Below are 19,627 nucleotides of genomic sequence, written 5' to 3'. Positions count from 1 at the left end.
ACGAAAGTCAAATCGCTATAAACAAATTATTAATTCAAAAAAACAAAAAAATGCCAACAGCAATTATCACAACAGACGATTTAAGGGAATTTAAAATCGAGCTATTAGAAGACATCAAAGAACTATTAAAAACAACATCATCGGCTGGAACCAAAAAATATCTAAAATCAGCAGAAATGATGAAGCTCTTAAAAGTAAGTCCAGGAACACTTCAAACATTAAGAATTAACGGAACATTACCCTACACAAAAATTGGAGGAATCATTTTCTACGATGCAGATGAAATTTACAAAGTGATGAAAGAAAATAGCATTCACAATAAATATTAAAACTAACGTCATCCTGAACTTGTTTCAGAATCTCATCAAATAAGAACTATGAATTACATAAAACACCTCAACGGTGTATTCCAACAATTCTCAAAAGACAACCGATTAAATCCAACACATATAAGCCTATACATTGCCTTATTTCAGTTCTGGAACTACAATCGTTTTCCAGAGGATTTTTTCATAAACCGAGAAGAAATAATGTCATTTTCAAAAATTGGTTCAAAATCTACATATCACAAATGTATAAGAGAGTTAAGTTATTGGAAATATATTCGTTACAAGCCTTCGCACAATCCATTTAAAGGCAGTAGGGTAAAGATGTTCAATTTTGAGACAAGTTCTAAAACAACTTATAGTCAAGAGGTGGATTTAGAATATCCTATATCAGGACAAGCACTGGTATCTAATATAAACATTAATAAACATAATATAAACTTTATTAAACTAGAGGCAATCGCAAAAGAAAAATTGATTTTAGATTTTTTCAAAAAAGAAAAATACCCAGAATTGGAAGCCAAAAAATTTTTCAATCATTACCAGGGAATTGGATGGAAAGTTGGAGGAAAAGTAAAAATGGTCGATTGGCAAGCTACGGCCAGAAGTTGGATGCTAAAAGCAGAAGAAATGAATTTATCAGTTCGAGCGAAGTCGAGAAAAAACAATGAAAACAATTTACCACTTGACCATTTTCAAGACAACCTCCACACCAACCAAAACAAAAATTACGATGAACCACTTTAATCTGGTATACCGAACATATCTCGTAAAATTTAAAAAGAGAATTCGTGAAATTTTAGGCTGTTTGAGCCAAATGGATTTCGCTTTTTATTTTAAGTTTTCTTGGCGAGTTCCTAAAATTTAGAATTTGATTGAAAAATTTAGAGATAGGTTCGTAAGCCTAGACTTTTTTGTTTCTTTTTTGGGCAATGCAAAAAAGAAAAGAAGTAATCATTTTAAAATAAAAACTATGAAAACCCAACCACACATTAAAACCGAAGGAACCTCAAAATTCCAAATCGGAGAAATTAGAAACAATGTAATTCACTACGATTTCGAAAAAATAAAAACATACCTCAACATCAAAGGCCATATCTTATTCGGAAAAAACTTCAGAATCTACAAAGAAGACGAAGGGTTACTTTTCAAACTATGCTCATACTTCATTCAAGACCATTACAGCTGCGCACAAATGGGAATCGACACCAACAAGGGAATATTATTATCAGGTCCTGTAGGGTGCGGTAAAACATCGCTAATGCAATTACTACTGCACTTAGCACCTCACAAAACCAACTATGAAATCATTCCAACACGTAACATCGTATTCAGCTTCAATGCATCCGGATTTGAAGTGTTGGAAAAATACAACGATCCCAAAAATTACTGTTTCGATGATCTTGGCGTTGAACCAACTGGCTGCCATTACACCAAAGAATGCAATGTAATGGGAGAAATTTTGCTTTCGCGCTATGATCTTTTCAAAGCAAAAAACACAAAGACCCACATCACCACCAACCTCAACGCCGAAGAACTTGAAGCACGTTACGGCAGCCGAGTTAGAAGCAGATTGAGGGAGATGTTTAACCTGATTAGCTTTGATAGTTCGACTACCGACAAACGTAAATAGTTGAAGATCCACGAACACCAAAACCAATAAAAAATGAGTGAGTAAATGTTTAATTTGATAAGTTTTGATAGTTCTTTTACTGAAAAGAGAAAGTAAGATTAAGTGTTTTTCATTTCTATTATTATAATCTAATTATTTTAAAAGTGCTTAAATGTCGCTTTATAATCAGGGGTTATTAATTTAAATGAACCAAAAGGGTTATTGTTAATTATTTCAATTTTACTACATTTGGTTTCAATACAATTAAAAAACAATGTCTGAATTAGGGAAAAATGAAAGTGAATTGCTAATGGAAAAACTCTGTTCAGGAGATAAAAAGGCATTGTCATTAATCTACGATTCCTATTGGAAACCACTTTACATTTCGGCATTCAGCATCTTAAAAAACAAAGAAATTTGTGAAGATATTGTTCAAGAAGTTTTTTTAGACATTTGGAAAAACAGAACGAAAATAAAAATAGAAATATCTATAGGATCTTATTTATACGCATGTATTCGATATAAAGTGTACTCTCATTTTAGAAAAAATAAGAATATTATTAAGGAAGAATTATTTGAAAATTTGAATAACAGAGTTTATCAAACTACACCAATGACCCTACTAATGCATAAGGAGCTTTTAACACATATAGATTCAGTTATAGAATCACTTCCTAAAAAATGTAAAAAAGTATATAAGTTAAGTCGAGAGAAACAATTAAGCCATAAAGAAATTGGCGAAAAATTAAATATTTCTGCAAAAACTGTTGAAAATCATATAACAAAGGCATTAAGAATCATTAGACGTTCATTAGGGGATTCAATGAGTGCGGGGCTTGTTATTTGGCTTTATCATTATCTGAATTAACAACCCTAATCACATATTAATTTTTTTAATTTTAAAAAAAATGCAATAAATGTGATTTTTTTTTAAAAATACAATAGGGGATGATCCCATTTTGATACACTTATAGTATAAACCATATTAATTGTTTGAAAAATTAATGAAAAAAGAAAAATTAAATAAAGAAAAATTCCTGAAAATTATAGAAAAGTTTTTAGATAATGAATGCACTAAAGAAGAAGAGGCACTTATAATAAACTTTTATGAAAGTTTTCAGAAAGACCAAGAATGGCATGAAGAATATGGCATTGAAAAAGAGGTTAAAGAAATCATTCATTTAAGAATTTTAAATAGTATTTCTGAATCCGAATTACCTCAAAGAAAAACCAGAAAACTAAAATTAATTTGGAGATATGCTGCTGCAGCTTCTGTTACGGTCTTATTAGCAACTTCACTGTTCCTTAATTTCAAGAATGAGATGTTGGGAAAACAGCCAATTTCAGTAAAAAATGATATTAAAATTGGAACAAATAAAGGCATCTTAACCCTTCAAAATGGAGAGCAAGTGCTACTAGAAAAGGGAAAAGAATATAACTCTCAAACTGCAAACAGCAATGGGGAACAATTAATTTATGCTGAAAATACAGATAACCAAAAAAGCACAAGTAAAGAAATTGCTTATAATGTTCTTACGATTCCTAGAGGAGGAGAGTTTTTCATTCAATTGGAGGATAATACTAAAGTTTGGCTAAATTCTGAATCACAATTAAAATACCCAGTAGCTTTTACTGATGGCCAATTAAGAAAAGTAGAATTGGTGTATGGAGAAGCTTACTTTGATGTTTCTCATAGCACGGAGCATAAAGGCTCAAAGTTTAAAGTTTTTACCAAAAATCAAGAAATTGAAGTTTTAGGTACTGAATTTAATATTAATGCCTATAAAGATGAAAGCGATATTTACACGACACTAGTGGAAGGTAAGATAGCAGTTGCAAATGGTAAATCTAATACCATTTTAAACCCAAACCAACAATCAATAATTAAAGATAATATAGAAGGGATTTATGTTGTGGAAGCGGATTTGTTTACTGCTACATCCTGGCGCAAAGGTATCTTTAGTTTTGAAAACCTTTCTTTAGAAAAAATAATGCAAACACTCTCTAGATGGTATGATGTTGAAGTTGAATTTTCAAACCCGAAAATTAAAGAAGAGAACTTTACTGGTGTATTAAGAAAAAATCAAAACATTGAAGAAATTTTAAAAATAATAAAAACCATGAATAATATTTCCTATGAGATAGATAATAAAAAAATCATTTTAAAGTAGAAAAAGGGAGAAAGGTTCGAATATTCCACTAGCCAAACCTTTATTCCCCCCCCCTAAACATTAATTAATAAATTAACTAACATGCAAATTTATGAAAATTAAATTAACCAAAGTTTTTTGCTTAAAGCAAAATAAAACACTGCACATTATTATGAGAACACTAATCTTCCTTTGTTGGACAACGGCATTTAGCTTATCTCCTATAACTCTGTTTTCTCAGGACGTACAAGTTAATATAACTAAAGATAAAACTGTCAGTATTGATGATGTTTTCAAAATTATCAAACAACAAACGGATTACAATTTTATTTACAAAGCCGATATGTTTAAAGGTTACCCTAAAGTTAATCTAAAACAAGGAATTTTTAAAACTAACGACCTATTAGGTTCAATACTTGAAGGTGTAGATTTTAGCATTGAATTTTCTAAAAATAACACTATCGTTATAAAGGAAAAAATGGCGCTAGATACAATAGATTTAGCGCAACAAACTAGAAAGATTACAGGAACTATAACTGATGAAGATGGTATGCCATTACCTGGAGTTAATATTTTTATTAAAGATACAAAAATAGGTTCCGTATCAGACTTTGATGGAAACTACCAGATTACTTTTTTTTCGAAAATCGAAAATCCAATACTTGTCTTCAAGTATATTGGTTATAAATCTCAAGAAATTGTAGTGGGAAACCAAACAGTTATTGAGGTTAAAATGCTTGCAGATGTTTCAGAACTAGATCAAGTTGTAGTAATTGGTTATGGAAAATCTAAAGTAAGAGATTTAACGGGTTCTATTACAAATATTAGTAGAGAAGGTATAGAGCAGGGGGCAATGAGCTCAACTGTAGAAAGTGTGCTTCAAGGTAGATCTGCAGGTGTAAATGTAGCTATCCAATCATCTTCTCCTACTTCTCCAATAAGTGTAATTATTCGTGGAGCATCTTCTTTATCTGGAGATAACCAACCTCTTTGGGTTGTAGATGGTGTACCTCAGTATATTCCTCGATCTAGTGATCTTAACAGTATTGATGTTACTAATAATATTGGAAATACACTATACAATTTAAATCTAAATGATGTAGAGAGTGTGAACGTTTTAAAAGATGTTTCTGCTACTGCTGTATACGGTTCGAGAGCTGCAAATGGGGTGGTTATTGTTACTACAAAAAAAGGTAGTAAAAGTAATGAACCAATTATTGAGTTTTCATCAAGAACTGGAATTCAAACACAAGATTTAAATGGTTATGACTATTTTAATAAAGAGGAATTCAAGGAATTTTCTATAGCTGCTGCTAAATTAAGAACATTGGCCTATGGTTATATGATTAATGGAGTTACACAGATATTAGATGAGCAAGCATTCGAAAACCTTCTTACTAGTGAATATGATGCAAGTGATTTAGTATTGAATACAAATGCATTTTTAGATGGGAATACAGACTGGATTAAAGAAATGACTCAGACTCCAATAAACCATGAGTATGGACTTTCAGTTAAAGGAGGAAGTGAAAAAACAACATACTATTCTTCATTTAGCTATAATGATAGAGAAGGAATTGTAAAATCTGGAGGAAGTACAGTTATAGGCGGTAGATTTAATTTTGAAACAAACATAAACGATTACCTTAAATTTGGTATGAATTTAAATGGATCTTCAAGAGATACAGATGATAAAGATTATTTGTTTGATGTATTAAAGAAGACACGTCCAGATATGCCTGGTTTTAATGAAGATGGTTCAATTTTTGACGTGTATGAAGCGACGAACGATATTAATTCAGAAAACCCATATGCAAGTTTAAAAAATACAAGGCACGCAAAAGGAGTATCGGTTAGTGGAACTGCTTTTCTTGATATAAAATTTTTAAATGATTTTACATTTAAAACAGCATTTACAAATAATTATGTAAGTAGTGATTTTTTAGTGTACAATAGAAGGGATAGTAGAGGATATAGACAATATGACGGTTATAGAAGCAAAACGGATTCAAAATTATCAGTTAATGTTTGGGAAAATACATTAGATTATGCGCGTTTAATAGACAAACATGACCTAAGAATATTGGCTGGATATTCTATGGAAAAGACCAGAAGAGATTATTTTCAACTGTATTTAGCAGGTTTTCCTGATGATGAAATTTTAAATAACTTTGGATCTGTAAATGGGCCTTCAGGATTTATTGGTCCTCCTGTAGAAGAGATACAAGGAAACGCATTAATTTCTCAATTTGCTAGAGTTCACTACAAATTTGATGATCGTTATATTGTTTCTGGAACAATTAGACGTGATGGTTCGTCTCGTTTTGGAGCGGATAGACGTTGGGGTGTTTTTCCTTCAGGAGCTCTAGCTTGGGTAATTTCAAGTGAAGATTTCATGAAAAATGGTAACATAGATAAATATATATCTTACTTAAAATTACGTACTTCTTTGGGTTTAACAGGTTCTCAAAATTTAGGGAATTATGATTACATTACTAGTGTTGATGCTAGGACTAAGTTTGATGGTTTATCTACTTTAAAACCTACAAATATTGGTAATGCTGATTTGCAATGGGAAGAAACAAAAATGTTTGATCTAGCACTTGACTATGGATTTTTAGATGACCGAATTAGAGGTTCTTTTGGTATTTATGAAAAAAACAGTAGAAAATTGTTATTCAACTTACCTATAGCCCCAAGTAGTTCATTTGCTAATATTAGAGCGAATGTTGGATCTGTGGAAAATAAAGGTGTTGAATTTGATATTAACTATGATATTATAAGAAATGCAAATAATAGATTATCATTCAATTTCAATTATTCTAAAAATGTTGGTAAACTTATAGACCTTAACGGAGTTGATGAAGAATTATCATTGAACGGTGTTGGTAATGGTTTGATAAAATTTGAAGTTGGGGAAGAAATGGGACAATGGTTTGGATTACAAACTGCAGGACGCCTTTATAGAACAGCAGAAGAGGCAATTGCTTTAAACTTCGCTATAGCTGAAACTGGAAGAATAGAACCTTATAGTGGTTTTCAGACTAATGCAGGAGATATGTACTATATAGACCAAAATGGGGATAATTTAATAGATAATGAAGACAAGGTGAATTTAGGGAGCTCAGTTCCAAAAGGATTTGGAGGTTTTGGACTTACATTTCAACACAAAAGCTTTATGGTAAATGCAAACTTTACCTATGCCTATGGTCATAAAAGATATTGGCAATTAGCATATAATGATTATGAAACTGTACAACCATTTTATAACCAAAGCAATATTATTGCAGGGCAAAGTGCTACCTTATTAAGCCCAAGTGAGGCTTTATATCCACGTATGACTTTTGGGGGAATTGGATTTAGAAACTTTTCTGATTTCTTCTTGTATGATGCATCTTACTTAAGATTAAGTGCTCTTAATGTTTCTTATAAATTATCAAATGATTTTCTAAAAAATGGACTTATTAAAGGAATTGATTTAACCTTACAAGGAACAAATTTATTTACTTTAACAAAATACCCTGGATTTGACCCTCAAGGAAATTATTCTGATTCAAAAATTGGTGCTGGTATGGCTATTGATTTTAGTACGTATCCTTCATCACGCATTTATAGTCTTGGAGTAAAAGTTAAACTTTAAAAATCATAAAACATGAAAAATATAAAATATATATTACTTTTAATCATTGGTATGAGTTTATTCTCATGTAGTGATTTTTTAAATGAAGATCCGTACTATGTAGTAACAACCGATAATGCAATTAACTCTTTAGCTAAAGCAAGAGCAGCAGTTGGTAGTAGTTACGCTACTTTAGAAGGAGATGCTTGGGGTGGCGGTTTGTATGTCGCTCAAGCTTCAAAATCAGGCTTTGTTAATTGGAGACTTGCAGACTTTGAAATGAGTTATAGTCAATTAGATAACGCACCAGGAGTTGCAAACTATTGGAAAGCTTTCTACACCACCTTAAATAGAGCTAATTTTGCTATTTATGGTATTCCTAGATTAGACGATAGTTTAGTTCAAGATGAAGTTGAACGTGATGCTTTATTAGCGGAAGCTCGTTGTTTAAGAGCTTGGGCACATATCAATATCTTATGGAATTTTGGTCACTGGTGGGCAGATGATAACGATGAGTTTGGTTTATTATACCATGATGAAATGTCTGATCTCTCAAATATTGTTAAAGGGCGTTTAAATGTTGGGGATAGTTATAAATACATATACGAAGATTTAGATTTTGCAATTGAGAATTTAAAAAGCTACTCATCTCCAAAATACATTTCAGTAGAATTTGCTAAAGCATTAAAAGCAAAAATTCTACTTTATAGAGGAGCGTATAATAATGTTAATGATGTTCCAGCTCTTACAGAAGCTCTTGGTTTGGTTAATGAGGTTCTTTCTTCAAGTGCTGCAGGATTAGGGATGTCTCCTATTCTTAAAGATGTTTATGATCAATCTTGGAATTCAACCGAAAACCTATTTGCTAATTACTTAGGAGATTATTCTGCCGGTAAAAGAGGCCCTGCTTCAGGAGAATACTATAGAAAAATTGTAATTGAAAATGGAGATAATAGTACGGCTGGTTTAAATTATGGTGTTGATTTGTTTAAAGCTGACCCACGTTGGAACGTTGTTACGGGCAATACTTGGGGTAATTCAGGTAAAGTTTTGTCTTGGTCAAAAGTAGCTCGTGTTACTTCATTTGCTAGTGGAGGAACATATGAAGATTACGCCTCTTATTACTTTAGATACCCAGAGTTATATATTATGAAAGCTGAATTATTGGCACGTACTGGTGCTTCAGTTTCCGATGCAATTGCACCAATCAATACAATGAGGTCAAAAAGAACAAGCCCAGTGCTTTCAGCTTTAAATCCAACAACGAGCGAAGAATTAATGGATGCTATATTTTACGAATACTTTTTCGAAACATTTTTAGAAAATGGTAGTGAGTTTTTTGCGTCGTTAAGATTCCATAAAAATGGATCTCAATGGATTGAAACAATTAAGGGAGAAGGATTATTAGAAAACAAACTTTGTTGGCCAATACCAGACGAAGAAATGATTACCAATGAATTGATGAAACAAAATCCAGATTTAAATTAATTTAAGATAAAATAATATTATGAAATATACACACATTAACATATTAAAAGTTTTCTCTATTATAAGTTGTTTTATATTTATAGTTTCATGTGAGGAAACAAGTCTAGAATCCATTGTTCCTGTCCCTAATGACGTTACGTTTAATGAATTATCATTAGGAAGGTTTACGTATAACATACCAGATGCGCCTATTACCTCTGGAGATGTAACAGCAAACATAGTAAATAATGGAAACGGAAACTATTCTGGTTTTGCGCTTTCAAATAAAAGTTGGAGATCATTTCCTTGGAGTTTAAGTCCAACTTTTGGACCTATAGGAGGTGTATCTGCTGCAGATAAACAAACAGCAATCGATTCATGTCGTTTTAGCGCATTTACAAGGTACGTAAATCCAGTTGGAAACTACCTTGTTGGTCATGCCCAAGATGATAATGCATATATTACCTTAGCATCACCAGCTGTAGTTGAACATGTGCTTATTACGAATACGACATACTCGTATTTACTTGAATTTTATGGTTCTAATTATACAGGTAAAAATCCAAAAATTGAGAAATTTCATTCAAGCAGTTCTCAATTTTATTTGCCTGGACCTAATGATGTTGATGTAGATAAAATTTACGATGTTCCAGGAGGTTATGTGAAATTGGTAATTGAAGGTTCTTTAAATGGAAGCACTACAGGAAGTATAGATCGCTATATGGCTGTTAATGAAAATGCAGACCCTAATAATCCAGATTATAAATTTGTTGTAAATGATTGGGTACCTGTTGATTTAACAAGTCTTGGAACCGTAGATAAAGTACTTTTTAAAATGGAATCATCTTATGTAGATGACCAAGGAAACATGTTTTACCCTCCATATTTTTGTTTAGACGGTATTCGTCTAATAAAATAATAGACATTAAATAGTAAGTAGTAACCCCAGTTACTACTTGCTTAAAAAAATAGTAATATTTAATATGAAAAAATCCATTTATTTATTAGCATTGTTAATAAGTTGTGTTAGCTGTAAAAACGGCACTATTAATAATACGGTTGTGCTAAGCGGAGTATATGCTAATGTTGAGCAAGACACGCTGTTTATGACCAATATAACTTCTGAAAACTTATTGTTTAAAAATGAAGTTCAGGCTATTCCATTAACTAATAATACAACTTTTAATTACAAATTTACGTTAAACAAACCTTCTTATTTTCAAATAGGACGTACCTTTTTTTACTTGTCTCCAGGAGATAGCCTTGTGGCTACTTTGGATGGTGAAACTCGTGAAACAGCCACATTTAAGGGTAAAGGTGCTCAGGCAAACAATTATCTTTCTCAAGTAACCTACCCAATGGCAGGATCATACTGGGGTGTTAAAAGCGCCTCGTCAGAAATAAACGACTATAAGGATGTCCCTGAAGTTTTCGAAAAAGAAGTTATCCAACGATTAAAATCATTGAATGATTTAGACCAAGTATCAGAAGATTTTAAAAGATTAGAAAAAGCACGTATAAAATTCGATTATGTTAACTCATTACAAAAAGTACAATATTTATTTTACAATAAAGCACGTAATGGTGAAATTGTCCGAAAGGATATCGATTCCTTAACTCAAGAAGCAAAAGATTATTTTATTCCTTATGTAAAAAACTTTTTGGACGATTTTAATAATATTGAATATTTACAACTGGAAGTATTTCAAACTGTTTTAGACGAGCTTAAAGAAGAAGAATTTAAAACAAAATATAACCTGCCTGAATTTAGTTTAGAGTTACAAGAATACATTTTAACCGATGATTTAATCAATGGCTTTAAAATTGAAGGGTATACAAATTCATTTATTGAAAAATTAAATACTGAATTAAAAAATATTAAAAATCCAGATTATTTATTAGCCATAAAAGAAGAGCAAAACCAGTACAAATCCATTAGTAACGGGCAACCTGCCTCAGACTTAATTATGGACAAATTAGATGGTAGCAAAATAAAACTTAGTGATTTCAAAGGTAAACTAATTGTAGTAGACCTTTGGGCTACTTGGTGTGGTCCATGCATGAGTTTAAAACCTAATTTTGAAGCATTACAAGAAAAATATAAAGATAATGACAATTTAATATTCATTTCGTTATCTATAGATACTGAAAAAAAATGGCGTACATACTTTGAAACTCATGAGCCAAAAGGAAATCAGTTTCATATCCAAAGAAGCGATCTTACAAACTATAAAGTTACAGGTATTCCGCGCTTTTTTGTAATTGACAAAGATTTAAATATTGTAGATGTATTTGCTCCAGCACCTATATCTAGAGATTTAGAAGAATTAATTAAAAAAAATATATAATAAAATGAAAAAAAACATCATACTTATCTTAATTTCAGTCTTCCTATTCTCTTGTAAACAAGAAATACCAGTAGACTATGTGCTGCTTTCTGGAAACATTAGTAATACAGAAGGAGGTGATCTAAACATCACTACTTTAAACGGTTTCTTAAAAACCATTACGGTTAAAAGCGATGGTAGTGTTTCAGATACCCTTTATATTGAAGAAGATGGTTTACATACCTTAATATTTGAAAAAAATAGAATTTCACCATTTTTAAGCAAAGGAGCTAAAATACATTTTAATGTAGATAATAGTGAATTTGCAAATACAATATCCTTTACGGGAGATAACCAAGAATTGAACAACTATTTTGCATATAAAGCAAAAACTGATTTCAATTTTATGGAGAACAGAAAAGATACTTATAATGTAGATGAACATGCCTTTGAAAAGACAGTTAAAGATATAGCAGCAGATTATGAAGAAAAATTAAATGCTATAGCTAATATTCCTGAAAATATAAAAGCAAGCGAGTTACGTGCAATAAACTATGGCAGACTCTATAAGAAAGAAAGTTATGAAAGAATGCACAGGTATTACGCTAAAATTGAGAACTTCAATGCTTCTGATGATTTTATGAATGAAATAGTTAATATGTCTTATGATAACGGAGATGATTTTCTTTACTCTTCAGAGTACAATCAATTGATACATAGAGATATTTCTGGAAAAATGTACCAATATTATAGTAAAGATTCATTACCCTATAAAGAAGCTCAGGCTAAAGCATTTTCAGAAATAAAAAATGAAAAAATAAGAAATGTCGAGATGTATAATGATCTTGTTATGACTTTAGCTCGTTCGGAAGAAAAGGAAAAAGATTTAAATGACTTTTTAGTACTATCCACCAATGAAACACATAAAGCCAAAGCCAAAGATTTATTTGAAATTTTAAAAGTATTAGATCCGGGACAACCATCTCCTACTTTTGAAAATTATGAAAATTATGCAGGAGGAACTAGTTCTTTAAACGACTTTAAAGGCAAATATGTTTACATTGATGTATGGGCCACTTGGTGCGGTCCTTGTAAAAAAGAAATTCCATTTTTGAAAAAAATAGAAGAACAATACCATGAAAAAAACATTGCATTTTTAAGCATCTCAGTAGATCAACAAACAAATAAAGATAAATGGAAAGAAATGGTTGCTGATAAAGAACTAGGAGGTATTCAAGTAATTGCCGATAAAGACTTTAAATCACAATTTGTGGCTGATTTTAAAATATCGGGTATTCCTCGTTTTATTTTGTTAGATCCAGCAGGGAACATCATAAAAGCAAGTGCTCCTAGACCTTCTGATGAAAAACTTATTGAATTGTTTGATTCGCTAGAGTTATAAAAAAGGAAAGTTATTCAAAGCAATAGTCTTTAAATTTTAACAAAATATTAATAGGGGTAGAGTCAAGTTTTTATCACTTACTAAATAGATAACCTTTAAAATATTTTTTTTCATAATAGATGTTTGAATTAATTAATCAATTTTTGAAAAAATAATAAAAAAAGGGCTGTAGAAAGCCCTTTTTTTTAAAACAACATTTAATAATTTATAAATATTATACATATTACCTATATGAAACGTATTTTCTTTTTTACGCTTATTTCATTCTTCCTTTTTCCAAATTTTAATAATGCTCAAAATTTAAATGAGCCCTTAGCTGTGGATCAAACTATAAAAAAAGGGATATTACCTAATGGGATGACCTATTATATAAAAAGCACCAATGTAGTCAAGGATGCAGCAAGTTATTATATAATACAAAATGTGGGTTCTATTTTAGAAAATGAGGATCAACAAGGGTTGGCACATTTTTTAGAGCACATGGCGTTTAACGGCACAGAGAGCTTTCCTGGGAAGGGTATATTAAATACGCTTCAAAAGCATGGAGCCGTTTTTGGGAAAGATATTAATGCTTATACCTCATTTGACGAAACCGTATACAATTTAAGTAATATTCCTACAAAAGATGGCCTTATTGACACTTGTTTAACAGTATTACGTGATTGGTCAAATTACTTACTCTTAACTGAGGAAGAAATCGATGCTGAGCGAGGTGTTATTAAAGAAGAATGGCGTACACGTCAAAGTGGTAGAGGCCGTTTATTTAAGACTTCACTTCCTATCACATTAAACCATTCAAAATATGCTAATCGATTGCCTATTGGGTTAATGTCCATAGTTGAAGGGTTTGATTATAAAGCACTCCGCGATTTTTATCATGATTGGTACAGAACCGATTTACAGGCCATTGCCATCATAGGCGATGTGAATGTTCAGGAGGTGGAAGCAAAAATCATAGATATGTTTTCAGAAATTCCAGCCATAGAAAACCCAAAAGAGCGTTATGTAGTTGATATTCCTGATAATAAAGGGATGTTGTATTATTTAGGATTAGACTCAGAAATATCAACAGCGTCTATTGAATTAGGCGTTCGTCATAAGAAATCATTAAATAGAGAAACCGTTGCCGATTTAAAAATGGATTTGTTAGAATCAATGGCAAAAAGTATGCTCAATGCTAGGATTTCAGAACAAACCCAAAAGCCTGAAACTCCTTTTTTGGGTGCCCAAATCAAGTACGGCTCTATGACTAGAACATCCAAAGTTTTTACAGTTAGTATTTATCCTAAAGAAAACATGCAGGCTGATGCATTTAAGGCGGTTTTGACAGAAGTTGAACGTGCTGTGAAATTTGGATTTACACCTTCGGAAATTGAAAGATCCATGGTTCAAATAAAAAGTTCTTATGAAAACCAAATAGCTAAGATAAATGATATTAGCCACAGTCAGATAGAACAGGCTATAAAAAATAATTATTTGGAAAACAAAACTATTACTGATATAAAAACAGAATATGAGCTAGTTAAACAAATCTTTGGTGATCTAGAAAATGATGAACTTCATCAAACTATTAAAAGACTTTATGCTCAAAATAATAGATACTTAAACGTGACAGGTGTTGAAGGTCAAGATAATTTAACTGAAGAGCAAGCTAAGCAAATTATTGATTTAGTAGAAAAAAGCCAAACCATTGAGCCTTATGTAGAATCGCTCCATGGGAAAACACTAATGTCTGATATTATTATAAATGCGGGTACCATTGCTGCTAGTGTAAATAATGCAGATGTTGAATCTACCCAATTTGAGCTAAGTAATGGTATTAAAGTGCATTATAAATTTGCTGATAAAGAAAAGGACAAGGTTTCTTTAAGAGGAATAAGCTATGGAGGAACATCATTATTACATGATGAAGATTTAGCATCTGCCAGTTTTGTGGGGCAGTTAATCCAAATGTCAGGATTAGGTGATTTTACATCAACCGATTTAAAAAAGATTCTAGCTGGGAAAACAGCTTTTGTAAATATTAACCTAGGAGATATAAATGAAAGCTTATCTGGGTCATCTAACACTAAAGATGTTGAGACTATGTTACAATTGATTCATGTGTACTTCGTAAAACCTCGATTTGATGAGCAGGCATTTAAGGTTTTAATTAGTAATTTAAATAATTATATCACAAAAAGAAGTAAGAATGTCAATGAGAAAATGAGAGATAGTTTAACCGTAGCACTGTATGGTAAGAACAATCCCAAAAATCGTATTTTTAATAAAGAGTATGTCTCAGAAATTTCATTTGATAAAATAGAAGCTATCTACAATGACCGTTTTGCTGATGCTTCAGATTTTGAATTTTTTATTGTAGGCGATGTTAATGAAGCGCAATTAAAACCACTTTTGGAAAAGTATATAGCTAGTATTCCTACAAAAAAAATAAAAGAAAATTTTAAAGACAATAGTGCTGAATGGGTTTCAAATAAAATTGATAAGTCTGTTTATTTAACCATGGAAGATCCAAAGGCAACCGTAAATATTGGTTACAAAAAAGAGATACCTTATTCAAAAGAAATAGCTACATATACTAGAGCACTCGGGGATATTTTACAATTACGGGTTACTGAATCTGTAAGAGAAAAAGAAGGAGGAGCATATAGCCCAAGTGCAAATGCATTTTTTACAAGGCAACCAAAATCAGAAATCTCTGTGTCCTTTAGTTTTGATTGTAATCCTGATTTGGTTGAAAAATTGGTAACGATTGTTAATGGAGAATTACAAACAATAGCAGAAGGTAACATTATTGAAGAAGATTTAAATAAGATAAAGACAAACTTTATTAAAGAACGCGAGCAATCAAAAGGTAAAAATAACTATGATATGCAATTGCTTACAACTTACTTTAGATACAATGAAAATATCAATGACCCAAAAAACTTTACTGATATTGTGAACAATATGACAAAAGAAGACATTCAGGAGGTAGCAAAACAAGTGCTAAAAGACGGGCAATCTTTCGAAGTTATATTTAAACCAAAAGATAATAAATAAAGCACTAAAAAAGAACTCATAAACAATGAAAAATGTAATTTTATTTTTTGCACTTATAGCTTGTAGTATTGGTCAGGCTCAAATTCATGAGCCTGTAAAATGGTCAACATCTGTAGAAAAAGTATCAGATTCAGAATATGATTTAATTATGCAGGCAACTATTGAAGAAGGCTGGCATTTATATTCTCAAAATGTTCCTGAAGATGGTCCAATACCAACAACTTTTACCTTTGAAAACACAAATGATTATGAGTTGGTTGGAAATACTTCCGAAGAAAAAGGCCATACGGTTAATGATGTAGTTTTCAACATGAAAATTAAGTATTTTGAAAATAAAGCTATTTTTAAACAACGAATTAAAATGCTTTCTGAAAATACTTCAAAAATTTCAGGAGAAGTTGAGTTTATGGTGTGTGATGATTCTAGTTGTTTACCTCCAACATTTGTAGATTTAAGTTTTCAAATATCAGGAAAAGAAATAACCACAACAACTTCAGTTAAAGAAGAAAATAATGTGGTTGTGAAAGAAACTGCTACCAAAAAAAGCGATAAATCTTCTAATAAAAGCTTACTAACAATATTTATTATTGCGTTCTTTTCAGGATTTGCAGCACTATTAACACCTTGTGTGTTTCCTATGATACCAATGACGGTAAGTTTCTTTACAAAGCAAAGTAAAAGTAAAGCTACAGGAATTAAAAATGCAATTATTTACGGAGCATCAATAGTAATTATATACGTTCTTTTAGGTACGCTAGTAAGTGCTGTTTTTGGGGCAGATGCTTTAAATGCACTATCAACAAATGTGTGGTTCAACATTATATTTTTCTTACTATTAGTAATTTTTGCAGTTTCCTTTTTAGGTGCTTTTGAAATTGTTTTACCAAGTTCTTGGGGAACAAAAGTTGATGCTCAGGCAGATAGAGGAGGAATAGTTGGAATATTTTTTATGGCACTGGCTTTAGCAATTGTTTCATTTTCTTGTACAGGACCTATTGTGGGTACTTTATTAGTTGAAGCAGCAGCCGGAGGAAATCAAATTGGGCCAATTGTTGGAATGTTAGGTTTTTCATTGGCTTTAGCAATTCCATTTGCTTTATTTGCTGCATTTCCAGGTTGGTTGAATTCATTGCCAAAATCGGGAGGATGGTTAAACACTGTGAAAGTAGTTTTAGGGTTTTTAGAATTAGCACTGGCTTTTAAATTTTTATCAAACGCAGATTTAGTGTTACAATTACACTGGTTAGAGCGTGAAGTATTCTTAGCAATTTGGATTGCAATTTTTGGAACCATGGCATTCTATTTATTTGGAAAAATACAATTACCGCATGATTCACCTAGCGCTCATATTTCAGTTGGAAGATTAAGTTTAGGATTGTTGTCGTTAACATTTACAATTTACATGATTCCAGGTTTATGGGGAGCGCCTTTAAATTTAATAAGTGCTTTTCCACCAGCGCAACATTACTCAGAATCACCTTACGGTGTTGGTTTTACTAAAACTAATGGAGGAATGTCTTCAGATAATAATCATTCTGAAATACCCGATGGCGCTCATATTATGGCTCCTCATAATATTTTAGCTTTTAACGATTATGAAAAAGGGTTGGTCTATGCTATAAAAGTTAATAAACCAGTTATGTTAGATTTTACAGGACATGCGTGTGTCAACTGTAGAAAAATGGAGCAAAATGTTTGGGCAAAAGATAAAATCCTTCCAATACTTAAAAACGATGTAGTTTTAATTTCTTTATATGTTGATGATAAAAGAAAGCTTTCAGATGGTGAAGAAATTGATTCAAAACTTCATCCTGGTAAAAAATTAAAATACATTGGACAAAAATGGAGTGAATTTCAAACGATAAAATACGGTGCAAATGCACAACCATTTTATGTACTAATGAATCATAATGAAGAAAATTTAATTGACCCAATTGCATATACCCCTGATGTAGAAGAATATTACAACTGGTTAAAAGAGGGAATAACAAACTTTAAATAAGATTGATTTTTATTGTTAAAGATTCACTCTGATTATATCAATTAGAGTGTTTCTTTTTTAAAATTTGTCTACTAATAAACAAACAATGAATTTTTTTTCAAACATATTTTCTAAGGAGAAATCCAATAATACTCAAAGTAGTAAGCCTTCTGAATTGGAAACCTATTTTCAACAATTTAGAAAACATATAGTTGGTGTTCATCAAAAATTTCAATCGCCATATGGTGAAAAGGAAATTATTTATACAGATTGGACTGCCAGCGGACGTTTTTATCGTCCAATTGAAGAAAAAATACTGAATGAATTTGGACCATTTGTAGCTAATACACATACCGAAACTTCAATTACAGGTTCAGCAATGACAATGGCTTACCATAAAGCCAGGAACATTATAAAACAACATGTAAATGCAAGTAAAGATGATGTTTTAATAACTGATGGAGCTGGAATGACTGGTGTTGTAAATAAATTTCAGCGTATTTTAGGTTTAAAAGTTTCTGAAAATTTAAAAAATTATACAACCGTTCCTGATGAATTAAGACCTATTGTTTTTATTTCGCATATGGAACACCATTCTAACCAAACGTCTTGGTTAGAAACTATTGCAAATGTAGAGATTATTCCGTGTGAAGAAACTGGCTTAATTTGTTTTGATAGTTTTGAAAAATTATTAGAAAAATATAAAGATAGACCAATAAAAATTGCATCGGTTACAGCTTGCTCAAATGTTACAGGAATTAGAACAAATTACCATAAAATTGCAAAAATTATTCATCAAAATGGCGGATTGTGTTTTGTTGATTTTGCATGTTCAGCTCCGTATGTTGATATAAATATGCATCCTGCAGATGAAGAATCTTATTTAGATGCTATTTTCTTTTCACCGCATAAATTTTTAGGTGGTCCAGGCTCTTCTGGAGTGTTGGTTTTTAATAAAAAACTCTATAAAAATTTAATTCCTGACAATCCAGGTGGAGGTACTGTAAATTATACAAATCCTTGGGGAGATCACGATTATGTTGATGATATTGAAACTCGTGAAGACGGTGGAACACCAGGATTTTTACAAACTATTAAAACAGCACTTTCTATTCAGTTAAAAGAAAAAATGGGTGTTGAAAATATCATTAAAAGAGAACACGAAATAAACAAAATTGTATTTGAAAAGTTAACTAAAATACCAAATTTGAATATTTTAGCGGCACAGCATACAGATAGATTGGGTATCTTTTCTTTTTTCATAAAAAATGTTCATTTTAATTTAATTGTAAAATTATTAAACGACAGGTTTGGTGTTCAAACGCGTGGGGGTTGTTCCTGCGCAGGTACTTATGGTCACTTTTTACTGCATGTAGATCAGCAAACTTCAAAAAATATTGAAAAGAAAATTTTAGAAGGCTGTATGGTTGAGCGTCCAGGATGGGTTAGAATGTCCATCCACCCAACAATTACCAATGAAGAAGTTTTATATGTTTGTGAAAGTATTAAACAAGTAGTTGAAAATTGTGAGCTATGGGGTAAAGATTATGAATATGATGCCGTAAAAAATGAATTTATCCATAAAACAGCCAAACCAATAGAAATTGAAATTGTAAATAATTGGTTTAAAGAATAAACTTTGTTTTAATTAAATCACTGCAGTTTTAAGGTGTTCACAATACCCTCCATTTAGTTTCATAA

At 31.3% G+C, this 19,627-nt stretch carries 13 protein-coding genes; all 13 read left to right on the top strand.

Going from position 1 to position 19,627, the window contains the following annotated elements; all coding sequences use genetic code 11:
- Window positions 1–50: 50 nt before the first annotated feature.
- The 13 genes from BX611_RS01430 to BX611_RS01370 all read left to right on the top strand — a co-directional run bounded on the left by BX611_RS01430 (window position 51) and on the right by BX611_RS01370 (window position 19,562).
- Window positions 51–329 (top strand): helix-turn-helix domain-containing protein, encoded by a 279-nt coding sequence (locus tag BX611_RS01430; protein WP_115878906.1) that lies wholly within the window; start codon window positions 51–53, stop codon window positions 327–329.
- 201 nt (window positions 330–530) lie between these two features.
- Complete coding sequence (locus tag BX611_RS01425; protein WP_240324951.1) at window positions 531–1,073, top strand: hypothetical protein; 543 nt, start codon at window positions 531–533, stop codon at window positions 1,071–1,073.
- A gap of 226 nt (window positions 1,074–1,299) precedes the next feature.
- Complete coding sequence (locus BX611_RS01420) at window positions 1,300–1,959, top strand: P-loop NTPase family protein (RefSeq protein WP_115878904.1); 660 nt, start codon at window positions 1,300–1,302, stop codon at window positions 1,957–1,959.
- A 253-nt stretch (window positions 1,960–2,212) separates the two neighbouring features.
- A complete protein-coding gene (locus BX611_RS01415) occupies window positions 2,213–2,806 on the top strand; it encodes an RNA polymerase sigma-70 factor (protein WP_115877707.1) in 594 nt (197 codons plus the stop codon).
- A gap of 136 nt (window positions 2,807–2,942) precedes the next feature.
- Entirely contained in the window at window positions 2,943–4,109 is a 1,167-nt protein-coding gene (locus tag BX611_RS01410; protein ID WP_115877706.1) for a FecR family protein, read from the top strand.
- A 151-nt stretch (window positions 4,110–4,260) separates the two neighbouring features.
- Complete coding sequence (locus BX611_RS01405) at window positions 4,261–7,728, top strand: SusC/RagA family TonB-linked outer membrane protein (protein ID WP_162880003.1); 3,468 nt, start codon at window positions 4,261–4,263, stop codon at window positions 7,726–7,728.
- Window positions 7,729–7,740: 12 nt separating this feature from the next.
- Complete coding sequence (locus BX611_RS01400) at window positions 7,741–9,195, top strand: RagB/SusD family nutrient uptake outer membrane protein (RefSeq protein WP_115877704.1); 1,455 nt, start codon at window positions 7,741–7,743, stop codon at window positions 9,193–9,195.
- 19 nt (window positions 9,196–9,214) lie between these two features.
- The gene (locus tag BX611_RS01395) at window positions 9,215–10,093 is read left to right on the top strand and encodes a DUF4465 domain-containing protein (RefSeq protein ID WP_115877703.1); all 879 of its coding nucleotides are present in this window, start codon (window positions 9,215–9,217) and stop codon (window positions 10,091–10,093) included.
- A gap of 64 nt (window positions 10,094–10,157) precedes the next feature.
- Entirely contained in the window at window positions 10,158–11,522 is a 1,365-nt protein-coding gene (locus BX611_RS01390) for a thioredoxin-like domain-containing protein (RefSeq protein ID WP_115877702.1), read from the top strand.
- 4 nt (window positions 11,523–11,526) lie between these two features.
- Window positions 11,527–12,903: a TlpA family protein disulfide reductase gene (locus BX611_RS01385; protein ID WP_115877701.1), complete on the top strand. Its 1,377-nt coding sequence runs from the start codon at window positions 11,527–11,529 to the stop codon at window positions 12,901–12,903.
- A 231-nt stretch (window positions 12,904–13,134) separates the two neighbouring features.
- Window positions 13,135–15,945, top strand: a complete 2,811-nt coding sequence (locus BX611_RS01380) for a M16 family metallopeptidase (RefSeq protein ID WP_115877700.1) — start codon at window positions 13,135–13,137, stop codon at window positions 15,943–15,945.
- A gap of 25 nt (window positions 15,946–15,970) precedes the next feature.
- Window positions 15,971–17,947, top strand: a complete 1,977-nt coding sequence (locus BX611_RS01375; protein ID WP_115877699.1) for a protein-disulfide reductase DsbD family protein — start codon at window positions 15,971–15,973, stop codon at window positions 17,945–17,947.
- A gap of 85 nt (window positions 17,948–18,032) precedes the next feature.
- Window positions 18,033–19,562 carry an aminotransferase class V-fold PLP-dependent enzyme gene (locus BX611_RS01370; protein ID WP_115877698.1) on the top strand — a complete coding sequence of 510 codons (1,530 nt, stop codon included), beginning with the start codon at window positions 18,033–18,035 and terminating at the stop codon, window positions 19,560–19,562.
- Window positions 19,563–19,627: the final 65 nt, after the last annotated feature.

It is taken from the genome of Lutibacter oceani (assembly GCF_003384935.1).
Taxonomy (GTDB): domain Bacteria; phylum Bacteroidota; class Bacteroidia; order Flavobacteriales; family Flavobacteriaceae; genus Lutibacter; species Lutibacter oceani.
Note: the sequence above shows the minus strand (reverse complement) of the source record. Positions and strands in the feature narration are given on the sequence as shown.

What these genes read in the sequence shown, in the direction of transcription:
- BX611_RS01370 (WP_115877698.1), top strand. Translation starts at nt 18,033, where the DNA reads ATGAATTTTTTTTCAAACATATTTTCTAAGGAGAAATCCAATAATACT.
- BX611_RS01405 (WP_162880003.1), top strand. Translation starts at nt 4,261, where the DNA reads ATGAGAACACTAATCTTCCTTTGTTGGACAACGGCATTTAGCTTATCT.
- BX611_RS01380 (WP_115877700.1), top strand. Translation starts at nt 13,135, where the DNA reads ATGAAACGTATTTTCTTTTTTACGCTTATTTCATTCTTCCTTTTTCCA.
- BX611_RS01415 (WP_115877707.1), top strand. Translation starts at nt 2,213, where the DNA reads ATGTCTGAATTAGGGAAAAATGAAAGTGAATTGCTAATGGAAAAACTC.
- BX611_RS01375 (WP_115877699.1), top strand. Translation starts at nt 15,971, where the DNA reads ATGAAAAATGTAATTTTATTTTTTGCACTTATAGCTTGTAGTATTGGT.
- BX611_RS01390 (WP_115877702.1), top strand. Translation starts at nt 10,158, where the DNA reads ATGAAAAAATCCATTTATTTATTAGCATTGTTAATAAGTTGTGTTAGC.
- BX611_RS01430 (WP_115878906.1), top strand. Translation starts at nt 51, where the DNA reads ATGCCAACAGCAATTATCACAACAGACGATTTAAGGGAATTTAAAATC.
- BX611_RS01410 (WP_115877706.1), top strand. Translation starts at nt 2,943, where the DNA reads ATGAAAAAAGAAAAATTAAATAAAGAAAAATTCCTGAAAATTATAGAA.
- BX611_RS01420 (WP_115878904.1), top strand. Translation starts at nt 1,300, where the DNA reads ATGAAAACCCAACCACACATTAAAACCGAAGGAACCTCAAAATTCCAA.
- BX611_RS01425 (WP_240324951.1), top strand. Translation starts at nt 531, where the DNA reads ATGTCATTTTCAAAAATTGGTTCAAAATCTACATATCACAAATGTATA.
- BX611_RS01385 (WP_115877701.1), top strand. Translation starts at nt 11,527, where the DNA reads ATGAAAAAAAACATCATACTTATCTTAATTTCAGTCTTCCTATTCTCT.
- BX611_RS01400 (WP_115877704.1), top strand. Translation starts at nt 7,741, where the DNA reads ATGAAAAATATAAAATATATATTACTTTTAATCATTGGTATGAGTTTA.
- BX611_RS01395 (WP_115877703.1), top strand. Translation starts at nt 9,215, where the DNA reads ATGAAATATACACACATTAACATATTAAAAGTTTTCTCTATTATAAGT.